The organism is Streptomyces sp. NPDC013157, from assembly GCF_042899865.1.
Taxonomy (GTDB): domain Bacteria; phylum Actinomycetota; class Actinomycetes; order Streptomycetales; family Streptomycetaceae; genus Streptomyces.
This window is the reverse complement of record NZ_JBIBAK010000001.1, coordinates 723,611-738,589: the sequence shown is the minus strand read 5'-3', so window position 1 is coordinate 738,589 and position 14,979 is coordinate 723,611. Positions and strand designations below refer to the sequence as shown.

At 71.8% G+C, this 14,979-nt stretch carries 12 protein-coding genes; 7 read left to right on the top strand and 5 right to left on the bottom strand.

Annotation, left to right across the window (positions count from 1 at the left end; genetic code table 11):
- Both ACFY6U_RS03350 and ACFY6U_RS03345 read left to right on the top strand, forming a co-directional pair.
- Positions 1 to 1,242, top strand: a complete 1,242-nt coding sequence (locus ACFY6U_RS03350; protein WP_390034835.1) for an SAV2148 family HEPN domain-containing protein — start codon at positions 1 to 3, stop codon at positions 1,240 to 1,242.
- A 115-nt stretch (positions 1,243 to 1,357) separates the two neighbouring features.
- A complete protein-coding gene (locus ACFY6U_RS03345) occupies positions 1,358 to 2,077 on the top strand; it encodes a 3'-5' exonuclease (protein ID WP_390034834.1) in 720 nt (239 codons plus the stop codon).
- Between the two features lie 130 nt (positions 2,078 to 2,207).
- On the opposite strand, the gene ACFY6U_RS03340 is transcribed toward ACFY6U_RS03345, so the two are convergent.
- Positions 2,208 to 3,071, bottom strand: a complete 864-nt coding sequence (locus ACFY6U_RS03340) for a phosphotransferase (RefSeq protein ID WP_390034833.1) — start codon at positions 3,069 to 3,071, stop codon at positions 2,208 to 2,210.
- A gap of 191 nt (positions 3,072 to 3,262) precedes the next feature.
- Between ACFY6U_RS03340 and ACFY6U_RS03335 the strand changes: the two genes are divergently transcribed.
- Genes ACFY6U_RS03335 through ACFY6U_RS03325 form a run of 3 tightly spaced genes read left to right on the top strand, consistent with a single transcriptional unit; the run spans position 3,263 to position 6,290 of the window.
- The gene (locus ACFY6U_RS03335; protein WP_390034832.1) at positions 3,263 to 4,183 is read left to right on the top strand and encodes a carbohydrate ABC transporter permease; all 921 of its coding nucleotides are present in this window, start codon (positions 3,263 to 3,265) and stop codon (positions 4,181 to 4,183) included.
- Positions 4,180 to 5,013 (top strand): carbohydrate ABC transporter permease, encoded by an 834-nt coding sequence (locus ACFY6U_RS03330; protein ID WP_390034831.1) that lies wholly within the window; start codon positions 4,180 to 4,182, stop codon positions 5,011 to 5,013. Before ACFY6U_RS03335 ends, ACFY6U_RS03330 begins: the two co-directional genes overlap by 4 nt.
- Positions 5,013 to 6,290, top strand: coding sequence for an ABC transporter substrate-binding protein (locus tag ACFY6U_RS03325; protein WP_390034830.1), 1,278 nt, complete (start codon positions 5,013 to 5,015; stop codon positions 6,288 to 6,290). The genes ACFY6U_RS03330 and ACFY6U_RS03325 overlap by 1 nt, the downstream gene beginning before the upstream one ends.
- 87 nt (positions 6,291 to 6,377) lie before the next feature.
- Here the strand turns inward: ACFY6U_RS03325 and ACFY6U_RS03320 are convergent, their stop codons facing one another.
- Positions 6,378 to 8,621, bottom strand: coding sequence for an MMPL family transporter (locus tag ACFY6U_RS03320; RefSeq protein ID WP_390034829.1), 2,244 nt, complete (start codon positions 8,619 to 8,621; stop codon positions 6,378 to 6,380).
- Between the two features lie 395 nt (positions 8,622 to 9,016).
- Between ACFY6U_RS03320 and ACFY6U_RS03315 the strand changes: the two genes are divergently transcribed.
- Together ACFY6U_RS03315 and ACFY6U_RS03310 are read left to right on the top strand one after the other, a co-directional pair.
- Positions 9,017 to 9,568 carry a DUF1697 domain-containing protein gene (locus ACFY6U_RS03315; RefSeq protein ID WP_390034828.1) on the top strand — a complete coding sequence of 184 codons (552 nt, stop codon included), beginning with the start codon at positions 9,017 to 9,019 and terminating at the stop codon, positions 9,566 to 9,568.
- A gap of 172 nt (positions 9,569 to 9,740) precedes the next feature.
- Positions 9,741 to 12,383, top strand: coding sequence for a right-handed parallel beta-helix repeat-containing protein (locus ACFY6U_RS03310; RefSeq protein ID WP_390034827.1), 2,643 nt, complete (start codon positions 9,741 to 9,743; stop codon positions 12,381 to 12,383).
- A 182-nt stretch (positions 12,384 to 12,565) separates the two neighbouring features.
- On the opposite strand, the gene ACFY6U_RS03305 is transcribed toward ACFY6U_RS03310, so the two are convergent.
- The 3 genes from ACFY6U_RS03305 to ACFY6U_RS03295 are packed head-to-tail and all read right to left on the bottom strand — an operon-like array spanning position 12,566 to position 14,962.
- Positions 12,566 to 13,306: a sirohydrochlorin chelatase gene (locus ACFY6U_RS03305; protein WP_390034826.1), complete on the bottom strand. Its 741-nt coding sequence runs from the start codon at positions 13,304 to 13,306 to the stop codon at positions 12,566 to 12,568.
- 5 nt (positions 13,307 to 13,311) lie between these two features.
- Positions 13,312 to 14,190, bottom strand: a complete 879-nt coding sequence (locus ACFY6U_RS03300) for an ABC transporter permease (RefSeq protein WP_390034825.1) — start codon at positions 14,188 to 14,190, stop codon at positions 13,312 to 13,314.
- A complete protein-coding gene (locus ACFY6U_RS03295) occupies positions 14,177 to 14,962 on the bottom strand; it encodes an ABC transporter ATP-binding protein (RefSeq protein WP_390034824.1) in 786 nt (261 codons plus the stop codon). The genes ACFY6U_RS03300 and ACFY6U_RS03295 overlap by 14 nt, the downstream gene beginning before the upstream one ends.
- Positions 14,963 to 14,979 lie beyond the last annotated feature (17 nt).

Here is a 14,979-nt window from a genome sequence, read left to right as displayed (position 1 = left end):
GTGGGCTCGGGAGGCCTGGAGCTGCCCCCTGGTGACGAGGGTCACGAGGGGAACTCCAAAGACGTCCCGCCCGGCGCGGTGTCCCTGGCCCGGCCGATGGACGCCACGGGCTCCATCGGGCCGGAGCTGGAGTGGGACGCCGACGCCTGGCTGGAGGTGCGTACGCGCGCCCAGCGGGCCGGTCGGGCCTACATCTGGCTGAACCTCGTCGAGCAGCGGATGCGCACGGTCGTGGCCGCCGTGCTGCGGCCCATCTACGAACCCGTCCACGGCGACGAGTGGGTGGTCGCCGCGGCCGGTCCGGCCGGCCAGGAGTGGGTCCAGCGGGCCGTCGCGGTCCGCGAGGTCAGCCGCCGCAAGGGGTACCTGCTCGACCCCGCCGACGACAACGTGCTCAGCTTCCTCACCCTGCCCCAGCTGCGCGAGCTGATGGTGCAGCACTGGCCGTGCTTCGAGCCGTACTTCGACGAGCGCCGGGACGTCGAACTCGCCCTGGACGAGCTGGAGGTTACCCGCAACGTCGTCTCCCGCAACCGGGCGCTGTCCGGGGCCGTCCTCGACCAGGCCGAGCGCGCCTCCGCGCGGCTCCTGGAGATGCTCGGCGCGGGCGGCGACGTGCCCTCCGCGCGCCGGCTGCCGGTCGACGCCGTGGAGGACCTGGTCGGCGACCGTTACGCGGACGTCGTCGCCGTCCACCCCGACCGGGTCCGCCTCATGCGCCAGTTCCCGGCCGAGGACCTCTTCGGCGGCGCCCGCCGCCTGGACGCCATCGGCATCGGCCTCAACCTGCTCGTGCAGAACTTCTCCGGCCGCCGCCTGGTCCGCCTCGCCGAGACCGGCTGCCGGGTCCGCCTCCTCTTCCTCAACCCCGCCTCCAGCGCGGTCAAGCGCCGCGAGCGCGAACTCGGGATGAAACGGGGCGAACTGGCCCGCTCGGTCGAGATGAACATCCTCCACATGCGCCGGGTCCGCTCCCGGCTGCGCGACCCGGGCGCCTTCGAGATCCAGGTGTACGACGACACCCCCCGCTTCTCCGCCTACCTGGTGGACGGCGACGGCGCCGACGGCGTCGGGATCATCCAGTCCTATCTGCGCGGGGCGCGCGGGATGGAGTCACCCGTCCTGGTGCTCCGCAACGGCAGCAAGGTGGTCACGTCGGACGACGTCGTGGAGACGGGTCTCTTCCCGACATACCGCGAGGAGTTCGAGATGGCTTGGGCGGATTCGCGCCCGGTGTCCTGACGCGCGTGTGCGACCCGGACGTGCCGGTAAGCGGAACGCGGTCGTCTGATTGTCAGTGCCGCATGCGAGGGTGGAGACCACTGGGGGAAAGCACCACCAAGAAGGGGGGCCGCCCATGGGCTGGCACCAGGAGCTCCTGATCGGCTTCGACCTGGAGACGACGGGTACGGATCCGCGCGAGGCACGGATCGTCACGGGGGCCGTGATCGAGGTCAGGGCCGGGCAGGAGCTGGGCCGCCGCGAGTGGCTGGCGGATCCGGGAGTGGAGATCCCGGCCGACGCGGTGGCGGTGCACGGCATCAGCAACGAGCGGGCCGCGGCCGAGGGCAGACCGGCCGACCAGGTCGCCGACGCCCTCGCCGACGTCCTCACCGGCTACTGGAAGACCGGTGTCCCGGTCGTCGCCTACAACGCGACCTTCGACCTCACCCTGCTCTCGGCGGAGCTGCGCCGGCACGGACTCCCGTCCCTCTCCGACCGCCTCGGCGGCCTCGACCCGGCGCCGGTCGTCGATCCGTACACCATCGACCGCTGGGTCGACCGCTACCGCCGCGGCAAGCGGAACCTGGAAGCGGTCTGCGCCGAGTACGGCATCACCCTCGCCGCGGCGCACAACGCCTCGGCCGACGCCCTCGCCGCGGCGCGGCTGGCCGGCGCGATAGCCGAGCGCCACCCGAAGATCGCGGCGCTGGGTCCGGCGGAGCTGCACCGGCGCCAGGTGGAGTGGTACGCGGAGTGGGCGGCGGACTTCCAGCAGTTCTTGCGGCGCAAGGGGGAGGCCGACGCGGTGGTGGACGGGGCGTGGCCCCTGCGGGAGCTGGCCGACGTCGTCTGAGTGCCCGGAAACGCTGCGGTGCGTGGTCGTTCGGCTGCGGCGCCGTCGTGGCTGGTCGCGCCCACGCGGCGGTAGCCGCACATCCAACACAGCCCCGCGCCCCTTTGGGGCGCTCCTCGGCGGGCGCTCCTCAGAAGGGGTACCAGCGCACCGACGCGTCGCCCTCCCGTAGCGACGCCACCCGGCGGTCGAACTCCGCCAGGGCCTTCGGGTTGCTCGGGGCGTGCTGCGCGACCCAGGCACAGCTGGCCGTCTCCCGGGCGCCGCGGAGGACACCGCAGCCCTCCCACTCGCGTACGTCCCACCCGTAGGCCGTGACGAACGAATCGTAGGCCTCGGCCGGCATCCCGTACCGGTCCCGGGACAGTGCCATCACCACCAGGTCGTGCTCGCGCAGGTCGGAGGAGAAGGTCTCCAGGTCGACCAGGACCGGGCCGTCGGGACCGACGTGCACATTGCGGGGGAGCGCGTCCCCGTGGATCGGCCCCGGCGCCAGGCGGGGCGTCAGCGCGGCCGCGGCCGTCGCGAAGCCGTCCCGGCGCTCCCGGAGGTACGCCGCGTCGGCGGGGGCGATCGCGTCGCCGGCCAGCCGCAGCCAGCGCTCCACACCGTCCAGCAACTCGCGGGGCGGCAACGCGAAGGAAGGAGAGGGCAGTGCGTGCACGATCCGCAGCAGTTCGGCCAGATCCCGCGGCTCGGCCGGCCGCACCGGATCCGGCAGCCGGTGCCACACCGTCACCGGGTGGCCCTCGACGAGCAGCGCCTTCGGCTCGGCGGCGCGTACGGCCGGCACGTCCGCCTCCGCCAGCCACCCGGCGATCTCCAGCTCCCGGCGGGCCCGGTCGAGGAGCTCCGCGTCCCGGCCGACCTTCACCACCAGGTCCCCCGCGGCGAACACCGCGTTCTCGCCCAGCGCGAGCAGCGAGGCGCCGGCCGCCGCACCGGGCAGCACACCCGCCGCCGCCAGTACGTCCCGCGCCCTTGCCTCGTCCATGGTCCGCCTCCGTGTCCGTCCGCGAAGCCCGCGCGCCCGTGGCTGTGCGGGTGCACACGGCGTCGTCTTCTCGCCATCCGGCGGTCAGTCTCGCATCCACGGAGGTCGGACGGTGTGCGCGGTGCCTTGACGGGACAACCCGCCTTCACGACCATGTCCAGGCCCGACCGGGCCGCGCAAAGGGGGATGACGTGGCATTGGTTACCGACGCGGCGAGTACGAGGCGGCCGGCCGCCGCACGTGTCACCGGCCGCGGCGCCTGGTTCCTGGTCCTGCCCGCGCTGATCCCGATCCTCGTGCTGAGTGTCGGCCCGCTGCTCTACGGGATCCTGCTGGCGTTCACCGACGCCCAGTCGGGCCGGACCGCGGCGACGCGGTGGATCGGCGGTCTCAACTTCCGGGACCTGGTGCACGACACTCTCTTCTGGGAGTCGTTCCGGATCGGCCTGGTCTGGGCCGTCGGCGTGACCGTGCCCCAGTTCCTGCTCGCCCTCGGCCTCGCCCTCCTCCTCGACCAGGAGTTACGGCTGCGCTGGCCGGCCCGGGCCCTGGCGATCGTCCCGTGGGCGATGCCCGAGGTCGTCGTCGGCATCATCTGGCGGCTGGTGTACAACCCGGACGCCGGCATCCTCAACGAGACTTTGCACGACCTCGGCCTCGGCGACGGCCGGGACTGGCTGAGCGGTCTTGCCACCGCCCTGCCCGCCGTGATCGTCGTCGGCGTCTGGGCCGGGATGCCGCAGACCACCGTCGCCCTGCTGGCCGGACTCCAGAACACCCCGCGCGAACTGCACGAGGCGGCGGCGGTGGACGGCGCCGGCGCCTGGCGCCGCTTCCGCACGGTCACCTGGCCCGCCCTGCGACCGGTCGCCCTGGCCGTCACCGCACTCAACCTGATCTGGAACTTCAACTCCTTCGCCCTGGTCTACGTCCTGACCAACGGCGGCCCTGGCGGCAAGACCCGGCTGCCGATGCTCTTCGCCTACGAAGAGGCCTTCAGCTACGGCCAGTTCGGGTACGCGGCCGCGATGGGCTGTGTGATGGTCGCGGTGATCGCGGTGCTCCTGGCCGTCTTCCTGGCGGGCCGGCTGCGGGGAGGCGAGGACGCGTGAGGAGCCGTACCGCAGCCCGCGCCGGCCAGTACGCGGCGCTGCTCGCCTACCTCGTCTTCCTGGCCTTCCCGCTCCTGTGGCTGCTCTCCACCGCCTTCAAGTCCCCGCAGGAGCTGGGCAGTCTGCACCCCACCTGGATCCCCCGGCACCCCACCCTGGCCAACTTCCGCCAGGCCTTCGACGAGCAGCCCCTGCTCCGGGCCGGTCTCAACTCCCTGCTCGCCGCGCTCGGCGCCGCGCTGATCGCCGTCCTGCTCGCGACCCCGATGGCGTACGTCATGGCCCGGCGGCGCACCGCGCTGTCCCGGGCGGCCACCGGGTGGGTGGTGGTCAGCCAGGCCTTCCCGTTCGTCCTGGTGATCATCCCGCTGTTCCTGGTGCTGAAACACCTGCGGCTGATCGACTCCCTGGCCGGGCTGGTGATGGTGTACGTGGTGTGGGCGCTGCCGTTCGCGCTCTGGATGCTCGTCGGATACGTCCGCGCGGTGCCGGTCGAACTGGAGGAGGCGGCGGCCGTCGACGGGGCCGGGCGGCTGCGGACGCTGGTGTCGGTGACGGCGCCGCTGCTGGCGCCCGGGATCGTGGCGACCGGGCTGTTCGCCTTCGTCACCGCGTGGAACGAGTTCTTCTTCGCGCTGGTGCTGCTGAAGACGCCCGAGAAACAGACCCTGCCGGTCGTCCTCACCCACTTCATCGGCGCGGAGGGCGTGGCCGACCTGGGCCCGCTGGCGGCGGCCGCCTTCCTCGCCACCCTTCCCTCGCTGGTCGTCTTCGCGCTCGTCCAGCGGCGGATCACGGGCGGAATGCTCGCCGGGGCGGTGAAGAGCTGATGCGCACCAGGCTCACCACGGCGGTCGCCGTACTGCTCCTGCTGCTCGCGGGCTGCACCTCCGCATCCCGCACCGGCGGCCCGATCACCCTGCGGTTCCAGTCCCTGGCCTGGCAGGACGAGTCGGTCGCCGTCAGCAAGGAGCTGGTGAAGGAGTGGAACGCCACGCATCGGGACGTCAAGGTCGAGTACGTCCAGGGCAGTTGGGACAGCGTGCACGACCAGCTGCTCACCTCCTTCGAGGGCGGTGAGGCCCCGGACATCATCCACGACGCCTCCGACGACCTCGCGGACTTCGCCTACGGCGGCTACCTCGCCGACCTGACCGGACTGCTGTCCGCCCGGCTCAAGTCCGACATACCGCAGCGCAGTTGGCAGACGGCGGCATTCGGAAAAGGGGTCTACGGCGTGCCGTTCCTCCAGGAGCCCCGGGTACTGATCGCCAACAGGGCCTGGCTCGCCAAGTCCGGAGTGCGCGTGCCCACCCCTGCACACCCCTGGACCTGGACCGAGTTCAGGCAGGTGACCAAACAGCTCAGTGGCGACGGCAGGTACGGCGTCGCCTGGCCGCTCAAGGAGCCCGTCTCCGCCACGCTCAACCTGTCGCTGTCGGCGGGCGGGCAGCTCTTCCACCGGGGTGCCGACGGCAAGGTGACCGTGCGGTTCGGGGCCGCCGACCAGGTCGTGCCGCGCACCATCCACGACCAGGTCGACGTCGACCACAGCGCGCCCGGCTCCACCCTGGGCAGCGGCGGTTCGGACACCCTGCCGGGCTTCTTCGGCGGCAGGTACGCGATGGTCCCGCTCGGCTTCTCCTACCGTCAGCAGATCGTCCAGCAGGCGCCCAAGGGCTTCGACTGGGAGGTGCTGCCCGCCCCGGCCGGCGCCGACGGACTCGCCCAGGCCGTCAGCCCGCAGACGCTGTCCGTCGCCGCGGACAGCCCGCACAGGAAGGAGGCGGCCGAGTTCATCGACTTCCTGCTGCGGCCGCAGAACATGGTCCGGCTCGCCCTCGGCGACTGGATGCTGCCCACCGGAACCCAGGCCCTGAAGGATCCCGCCCTGCACACCGCGAAGTACGGCTGGGCCACCGGTACCGCCCTGGCCGGGCACCTGAGCCCGGCCCCCGCCCAGACGGTCCGCGGCTACCCCGAGTGGAAGGACAAGGTGGCCACCCCGGCCCTCCAGGAGTACTACAGCGGGGCCATCGGCCCCGACGAACTCCGCCACCGCCTGGAGAAGGACGGCAACCTGGTGCTGGCCCGCTACCAGCGCTGAGGCCCACAGGAGACAGGGCCCGTTGGCTCCCCCGGAGACCAACGGACCCTGTGTCGAAGGGCGTTGCCGCACGTGCTGCCGCACGGCTCAGACCGGCAGCCGCTCCTGCTCGCCCCGCGCCACCGGCGCGTCGGCCTCCGGCGACTCGTCGTGGGTCAGGTCCGGCAGCCACCGCAGCCAGCTGGGCAGGTACCAGTTGCGCTCGCCGAGCAGCGCCATCACCGCCGGGAGCAGCACGCCCCGGATGATCGTCGCGTCGATGAGGACCGCGGCCGCCAGGCCCACGCCCATCTGCTTCATGGACTGCATGGACAGCGTGCCGAAGATCGCGAACACGGCAACCATGATGACGGCGGCGCTGGTGACGACCCCGGCCGTGGTGACCACTCCGTGCTGGATCGCCTCCCTGGTGGACCGGCCGCGCAGCCGGGCCTCACGGATCCGGGAGACCACGAACACGTGGTAGTCCATGGACAGGCCGAACAGGATCACGAAGAGGAACAGCGGCAGCCAGGTGACGATCGCGCCGACGCCCTCCGCGCCCACCAGCGAGGCGCCCCAGCCGTGCTGGAAGACGGCGACGAGGATGCCGTAGGCGGCGCCCACCGAGAGCAGGTTGAGCATGATCGAGGTGACCGCGACCGTCAGCGAGCGGAACGAGAGCAGCATCAGGAGGAAGGCGAAGACGACCACGAAGGCGAAGACCGGGACGACCGAGCCGAGCAGCTGGTCGTTGAAGTCCTGGTTGCCCGCGACGTTTCCGGTGATCGGCGCCTGCACGCCGGCGACCTTGCCGAGGGTGGCCGGCCGTACCTCGTCGCGCAGCTTCTGCAGGCTCTTGCCGGCCTTGTCCAGGTCGGAGCCGCCGACCAGCGGCACGGTGATCAGGGCGACGTTCTGGGCGTCGTGCAGCTTGATGTCGACGGGGCCGCGCGAGGCGCCCGAGCTGATCGCCCGCTCCTTGAAGTCGGTCAGCGCCTGCCTGACCTCCGGGGCGTTGATGTCCTTCGCCCTGACGACCACCTCGGCCGGCTCCGAGCCGCCCGGGAAGGCCTGGTTGACGCGGTCGTAGGTCTGCACGATCGGCAGTGAGTTCCCGAACTCCTGGTCCAGGGTGAGCTGCGAGGTCTTCATGCCGAGGGCGGGAGCGGCGACCGCGAGCAGCGCGCCCACCGCGACGAGCACGGAGACCAGCGGCCTGGCGAGGACGCCCCGCAGCACGGCCGTCCAGAAGCGGCTCTCGGACGGCCCGTGGGCCCGCTGGCGGCGCCGCAGGAACGGTATACGACCCTTCTCCACCCGGTGGCCCAGCAGGGAGAGCAGCGCGGGCAGCACGGTCACGGAGCCGACCATGGCGACCGCGACGACCATCAGGGAGGCCAGGCCCATCGCCTCGAACTCGGCGAGCCCGGTGAACAGCATGCCCGCCATCGCCACGCACACCGTGACACCGGAGACGATGATCGCCCGGCCGCTGGTGGCGGCGGCGATCCGGAGCGCCGCGCCCGCGTCCCGGCCGGCCTCCCGCTCCTCGCGCTCGCGGCGCAGGTAGAACAGGCAGTAGTCGACGCCGACCGCCATGCCGACCAGCAGCATCACGGAGTTGGCGGTGTCACTCATCGGCTGCAGGTGGCTGACCAGGCCCATCAGGCCCATCGTCGCCATGATCGCGGTGATCGCCAGGCCCACCGGCAGCAGGGCCGCCACCAGCGCGCCGAACGCGATCAGCAGGATGCCGAAGGCCACCGGCACGGCGGAGTACTCGGCCCGCTGGAAGTCCTTGCCGAAGGCGTCGTCGTACTGCTTGTTCATGCTGGCGCCGCCGATCTCCTCGATCCGCAGCGTGCCGTGCGCCTTCTGCACCCCGGCCACCGCGTCGAGCACCGGCTCCACCCGGTCGCCGGCGGTCTCGGAGTCGCCGCGCATGTCGAACTGGACCAGCGCGCTGCGGCCGTCCTTCGAGATCGTTCCGGTGATGTACGGCGAGGTGACGTCCGTGACCTTGCCGGTGCCGTCGACGGCCTTCACGACATCCGTGACGGCGGCCTTGAAGGCGGCGTCCGTGGTCTTGACCGACGGGTCCTTGGACTGGATCAGGACGGTCTCACTCGCCGGTTCCTTGATGCCCGCGTCGTCGATGATCTTCGCCGCGGTGTGGGTCTCGCCCTTGAGCTGGTCGCTCTCGTCGACGTCGACCCGGCCGGCCGCCGAGCCGAGCCCCATCGCCAGGACGACGAACAGCACCCATATGCCCACGGCGGCCCAGCGGTGCCGGGCGCTCCAGCCGCCGGCCCGGGCCGCCAGCCCCCGCACCCGCGTTCCGTTCCCCATGACGGGATCCATGACGGGTATGCCCCCCTCGTGTGCGGTGACGGCCCCGGCCGCCACGTTCTCTTCACGACTTCCTTCGTTCGATTCGAAGGTATGGGCCGGATAAGACCGACTCCTCGTGCTGCCCGGTGAACTCCGGCGGCCGTCCCTCGTCGCCCGGGAGGATGTCGGGCCCTTACATCTATCCACCCATCTCGGGGGTGATGATCAGGGACGTCCCATCCGACGCCGTGGATCCTCTTTGTGATTACGAAACCTTGTTGAACAAGTCACAGGTGCGTGTAGGAGTTGATCCGGACCGGTCGGATCGGCCAGAGTTTCGGGCAGCCCGGCCTGACCGGCACGGCCGTCGTGCCAACCCCCACGGGGCACGACGGCCGTTCTAAGGTGTTCGAATGACGACGTATGCGGCGCTGCTGCGCGGGATCAACGTGGGTGGCAACAAGAAGCTCCCGATGGCCGACCTGCGCGCGCTGATGACCGGACTGGGGTACGGCTCCGTCCAGACCTACCTGCAGAGCGGACAGGCCGTCTTCGCCGCCGCCCACGGGGACGCCGACTCCCTGGCGGCCGAGCTGACCGTGGCGATCGAGGAGCGGTTCGGGTTCTCCGTCGACGTGCTCGTCCGCGACCACGCCTACCTGGCGGCGGTCGCGGCGGCCTGCCCGTTCCCGGCCGCCGAACTGGCGGCCAAGCAGCTGCACGTCACGTACCTCTCCGCGCCGGTCACCGCGGAGCGCTACGCGGACATCGACCCGGCCGCCCACCTCCCCGAGGAGTTCCGCCTGGGCGACCGCGCCCTGTACCTGTACGCCCCGGACGGCCTCGGCCGCTCCAAGCTCGCCGAGGCGCTGTCCCGGCCCAGGATCCACAAGGGGCTGACCGCCACGACCCGGAACTGGAACACGGTGGTCAAGCTGGTGGAGTTGACGGCCGAGGGGGCGTGACCCTCCGGGGCCGAGGACCGGGGCCGGTGACCAGACGTTGCATACTGATCGGATGAATCAAGGGAGCTGACTGGATCCGGGCGACTAATTTCGTCACATTCATTGACCGGGGCATCCAAATGCTCCTACCTTTCCGGGCGTTGGGTACAGGCTGATCCCACGGGAGGGGTACATGCCCACGCACCGAAGAGCCGCCCTCGTCACCCTGGTCGCCGCCGCTCTCACCCTCGGCACCCCGAGCCTCGCCGCCCCGGCCGCCGCGGCGAAGGCCGAGGCCGGCGCCGATGCCACCGCATCCTCCGACGTCTACGTGGCACCGACCGGCGACGACCACGCCGACGGCAGCGCCCGCCACCCTGTCCGCACCCTGGACCGCGCCCGCGACCTGGTCCGGGCCAGAGTCGCCCACCAGCGCGCCGACCTGACCGTCCACCTCGCCCCGGGCACCTACCGCCGCACCGGGCCCCTCGTCCTCGACGCCCGGGACTCCGGCGGCAACGGCCACAAGGTCATCTGGCAGGGCACCGGCGACGCCACCCTGATCAGCGGCGGACGCCAGGTCACCGGCTGGCAGCGGGTGCCGGGCCGCGCCGGACTGTGGTCCGCACCAGCACCCCGAGGGCTCAGCGACACGCGGCAGTTGTACGTCGACGGGGTGCGCGCGCAACGGGCCCGCGGGGCCGTCCCGGTGACGCTCACACAGACCGCCACCGGCTACACCGCCTCCTCCGACGCCATCGCCCACTGGAAGCACCCGGCCGATGCCGAGTTCGTGTACACCAGCGGCGAGGCACTCTGGAACGTCGAGCGCAACGGCCTCGGCCAGTGGACCGAGCCGCGCTGCCGCATCGCCGCCGCCGAGGGCACCACGATCACCATGACCCAGCCCTGCTGGGACAACTCCAACAAACGCGTGGAGTTCCCCGACATCCCCGGCCGCACTGTGAGCATGGTCGGTCCGGGCAAGCTCACCAACGGCGGCAAGCCGTCGTACGTCGAGAACGCCTACGAACTCCTCGATCAGCCCGGCGAGTGGTACCTCGACCGGAGCGCCCACCGGGTCTACTACCTGCCCCGCAAGGGCGAGACCCTCGGCCGCGCCGACGTCGAGGCCGCCGCCGCCGAGAAGCTGGTCGAGGGGCGGGGCACGGCGGACGCGCCCGTGCACGACATCACCTTCAAGGGCGTCGAGTTCGGCTATGCCACCTGGCTGACCCCGTCGACGGCCGAGGGCTTCTCCGAGATCCAGGCCGGCTACACCATCACCGGGGACGAGGGCTGGGCCACCCAGGGGCTGTGCCAGTACGTCGAGGGCGGCACCTGCCCCTTCGCGTCCTGGACGAAGATGCCGGGCAACGTGTCCTTCGCCCACGGCCGGCACATCGACTTCGCCGACGACGTCTTCGCCCACCTGGGCGCGTCCGGACTGGAGTTGGGGGCGGGCTCGACGGACTCCGCGGTCAGCGGGAGCGTCTTCACCGACATCTCCGGAAACGGGGTCGAGGTCGGGGGCGTGGACGGCCAGGACCCGGCCTCGGGCGTCCAGGTGACGGACAACCACCTCTACGGGCTGCCCCGCGAGTACCACGGCGGAGTCGCGATCCTCAACGGCTACACCCAGCACGACACCATCGCCCACAACCAGATCGACCACGTCGGCTACTCGGCCGTCTCGCTGGGCTGGGGCGGCTGGCCCGACAAGATCGGCGACCCGGCCACCCCGAACCCCAGCCACGACAACGCCGTACGGAACAACCTGATCTTCGACTACATGCAGATGCTCGACGACGGCGGCGGCATCTACACCCAGGGACTGACCGGCACCTCCATGACCGACGGCGAGAAGGTCACCGGGAACGTCATCCACGACCAGTGGGGCCTCGGAAAGAACGTCTACACCGACAACGGCTGCACCTACGAGACGGTCGAGGGCAACGTCCTCTACAACGCCTCCTACGCCAACGTCGCCTCCCGGCACACCGACTACCGCGACACCCTCGGCAACAACGACCCGACCCTGGTCAAGGACAACTGGTGGGAGGAGGGCACGGCCGACGGCGACAACAAGGGCCTGGTCACCACCGGCAACCAGATCATGGCGGGCCTGTCCGACGTACCGTCGGCCGTCCTGGACGCAGCCGGACTCGAACCCGCCTACCGTCACCTGCTCGACCGCCGGACCGGCGCCCTCTCCGTGCCCGAGGCGCCCTCCCGGGTCGGGACGAGCACGGCCGGTGCCGACGCGCTGTGGGTGACCTTCAACCCGGCCTTCGCGGACGGGGGTTCGCCGGTGACCGGATACACGGCCCGGGCCTACGACGCGGCGGGCCGTCAGGTCGCCGAACAGGACGTCTCCGCCGCCGAGTTCAAGCGGACCGCGCTGATCCGCCTCGGGGTGCCGGAAGGGAGCCCCGTCACGGTGACGGTCACGGCCCGCAACGCCCGCGGCGAGAGCGCCCCCTCGCTGGCCTCGGCGCCCCTGGCCCCGGCCGCCGCGAGCACTCTCCCGGCCGCGCCCACCGGCCCCAGGCTGCGGACGGCGGCCACCGCGGCCACCCTGGCCTGGACCCCGCCGACCGCCACGGGCGACGCCGAGGTCGTCGGCTACCGGGTGACCGTCTCCGACGGCCGTACCCCGATCGACGTCACCGGACGGGACGTCCTGGTCACCCGTCCCTCCGCCAAGGGCATGTTCCGGGTGATCGGCGGACTGCGGCCGGGCACCCGCTACACCGTGACCGTCGCCGCGGTGACCGCGGCCGGCGTGGGACCGGCGGCCACCGTCAGCGCCACCACCACGTCAACCACCCAATAGAGGACCTGTCGTTGGGCATCTGAACCGGTAAAGCGCCAGGTGTGACACCTTCGCCGTCCGATACGCAGAACCAAGTGCCGGCCACGGCGACGAGGCTCCCCGGAGCCCCGCCGCGGGCCGGCCGTTCGCGGTCCGACGGAGACCAGGGGAGCGCCGGACCGCGAACGCCTGCGCCAGGCCGGTCAGGCGCCCAGGGCGGCCAGGGCCGGGGTGCGCGCCGCGTCGTACCGCTCCAGCAGCACCCGCGCCACCTCCGGCGCCGGGCCGAGCACCTCGGCCAGCACGTCCGCCTCCGCCGCGCCCCGCGCGATCCGGTCGGGCAGGAAACCGGGGGCGAGGACGTACGGGGCCACCGCGACCCGGGCGCAGCCCAGCTCCCGGAGCTCGCGTACCGCGTCCTCGGTGCGGGGCAGGGACGCGGAGGCGAACGCGGGCCGCACGGCACACCAGCCGGTGTCCCGCCACGTGCGCGCGAGATGCGCGATCACCGCGATCGCCTCCGGGTCGGAGGACCCCGCCGAGGCCAGCACGACTCCGGTCGAGGACTTGTCGGCGAGGGTCAGCCCCGCCTCGTACAGCCGGCGTTCCAGGGCCGACAGGAGCAGCGGCGACGGGCCCAGCACCTCCGCCTGCCGGATCCGCAGCCGGGGCGGTGCGTCCCGCAGTACCGCCGGGATGTCCGCCTTCGCGTGGAAGGCGCGGGTCAGCAGCAACGGCAGGGCCACGACGTCACCGACGCCCTCCGCCGCCAGGGACTCCAGCACCCCGTGCACGGACGGGACGTTGAAGTCCAGGAAGCCCGTCTCCACGCGCAGCCCGGGCCGCAGCGACCGTACCCGGCGCACCAGGGCGTGGACGGTCGCGGCGTGCCGCGGATCGCGGCTGCCGTGGGCGATGACGAGGAGAACGGGCTTCGCAGGCATGGACCTCAGCTCTTCACCAGCAGGCCGCGGCTGCGCAGCACCCACCGCTCCAGCGGACTGAAGATCAGCAGATCGATCGCGATACCGACGAACAGGATCAGGATGATGGCCTCGAACACCATGGCCATGTCGCTGGCGGTGCGCGCGTTCTCCAGGAGCTGGCCGAGGCCCACGCCGAGGTCCGGGAAGCTCGCGATGATCTCCGCCGCCATCAGCGAGCGCCAGGAGAACGCCCAGCCCTGCTTCAGACCGGCCACATAGCCGGGCATGGCGGCCGGCAGCACGACGTGCCAGATGCCCTTGACGCCCGTCGCGCCCATGGTGCGCCCGGCCCGCAGGAACAGCGGCGGCACCTGGTCGACGCCGGACACCAGGCCGTTGGCGATGGACGGGACCGCGCCGAGCAGGATCACGGCGTACATCATCGAGTTGTTCAGGCCCAGCCAGATCACGGCCGGCGGCACCCACGCCACCGACGGCAGCGACTGGAGGCCGGACAGGATCGGGCCGATCGCCGCGCGCACGAACTTCACCCGCGCCACCAGCAGCCCGAGCGGGGTGCCGATGACGAGCGCGAAGAGGAAGCCGAGCAGGCCGCGGCTGACGCTGGTCCAGATGTAGCCGAGCAGGTCGCCCTTGAGCCAGGCGTCCTTGAACGCGTCGCCGACCGCCGTCGGCGAGGGCAGCTTGGACGGGTCGTCGACGACCGGGACGAGCAGCGTCCAGACCACGAGGACCACGGCGAGCGCGATGATCGGCGGCAGGATCTTGGCGGTGAAGGTCTGGCGGAGGGCCGGCCGGCCGGTGGCCGTGGTCTCCAGCGCGTCCAGGCCCGCCTCCACGCTCCCGGAGTCCGGGGAGGCTGTCGTGTCAGTGCTGGCCATGGCGGCGGATCTCCCCACGCAGTACATCGGTGATCTGAAGGGACAGCTCGGCCACCGGCGCGTCCTCGATGCGGCGCGGTTGCGGTATGCCGACCTCCCACTCGCGGGCGATCCGGCCCGGCCGGGACGAGAGCAGGATCACCCGCTGGGCGAGCCGTACCGCCTCGCGCACGTTGTGCGTGACGAACAGGACGGAGAGCCCCGTCTCCTGCCAGATCCGGGTCAGCTCGTCGTGCAGCACGTCCCGGGTGATGGCGTCCAGGGCCGAGAACGGCTCGTCCATCAGCAGGAGTCTGCTCTCCTGGGCGAGCGCGCGGGCCAGGGCCGCCCGCTGGCGCATACCGCCGGACAGCTCGTGGACGCGCTTGCCGTACGCGCCCCTCAGCCGGACCAGTTCGAGCAGCTGCTCGGCCTTGTCCCGGCGGTCGTTCTTGGGAACCCCCCTGAGCTTCAGGGCGAGTTCGATGTTCTTGCCCGCGGTCAGCCACGGGAAGAGGGCGTGCTCCTGGAACATCAGGGCGGGCCGCCCGTCCGTCGCGATGGAGCCCGCGGTGGGCCGGTCGAGCCCCGCCACCAGGTTCAGCAGCGTGGACTTGCCGCAGCCCGAGGCCCCCAGGAGGGTGACGAACTCGCCCGGCGCGACATCGAGGGTGATGTCGTCCAGGACGAGTTGCTGCCCGCCCGGAGTCGCGAAGGACTTCGAGACATGCTCAAGGCGTGCCGCGTACTCGACCGACTCGTCGGCCTTGGCGAGTGTCGTGGTCGTGGCCATGGTCGTCACCTCCTGGG

What these genes read in the sequence shown, in the direction of transcription:
- ACFY6U_RS03315 (WP_390034828.1), top strand. Translation starts at nt 9,017, where the DNA reads ATGACGACGTATGCGGCGCTGCTGCGCGGGATCAACGTGGGTGGCAAC.
- ACFY6U_RS03345 (WP_390034834.1), top strand. Translation starts at nt 1,358, where the DNA reads ATGGGCTGGCACCAGGAGCTCCTGATCGGCTTCGACCTGGAGACGACG.
- ACFY6U_RS03340 (WP_390034833.1), bottom strand. Translation starts at nt 3,071, where the DNA reads ATGGACGAGGCAAGGGCGCGGGACGTACTGGCGGCGGCGGGTGTGCTG.
- ACFY6U_RS03320 (WP_390034829.1), bottom strand. Translation starts at nt 8,621, where the DNA reads ATGGGGAACGGAACGCGGGTGCGGGGGCTGGCGGCCCGGGCCGGCGGC.
- ACFY6U_RS03305 (WP_390034826.1), bottom strand. Translation starts at nt 13,306, where the DNA reads ATGCCTGCGAAGCCCGTTCTCCTCGTCATCGCCCACGGCAGCCGCGAT.
- ACFY6U_RS03295 (WP_390034824.1), bottom strand. Translation starts at nt 14,962, where the DNA reads ATGGCCACGACCACGACACTCGCCAAGGCCGACGAGTCGGTCGAGTAC.
- ACFY6U_RS03310 (WP_390034827.1), top strand. Translation starts at nt 9,741, where the DNA reads ATGCCCACGCACCGAAGAGCCGCCCTCGTCACCCTGGTCGCCGCCGCT.
- ACFY6U_RS03325 (WP_390034830.1), top strand. Translation starts at nt 5,013, where the DNA reads ATGCGCACCAGGCTCACCACGGCGGTCGCCGTACTGCTCCTGCTGCTC.
- ACFY6U_RS03300 (WP_390034825.1), bottom strand. Translation starts at nt 14,190, where the DNA reads ATGGCCAGCACTGACACGACAGCCTCCCCGGACTCCGGGAGCGTGGAG.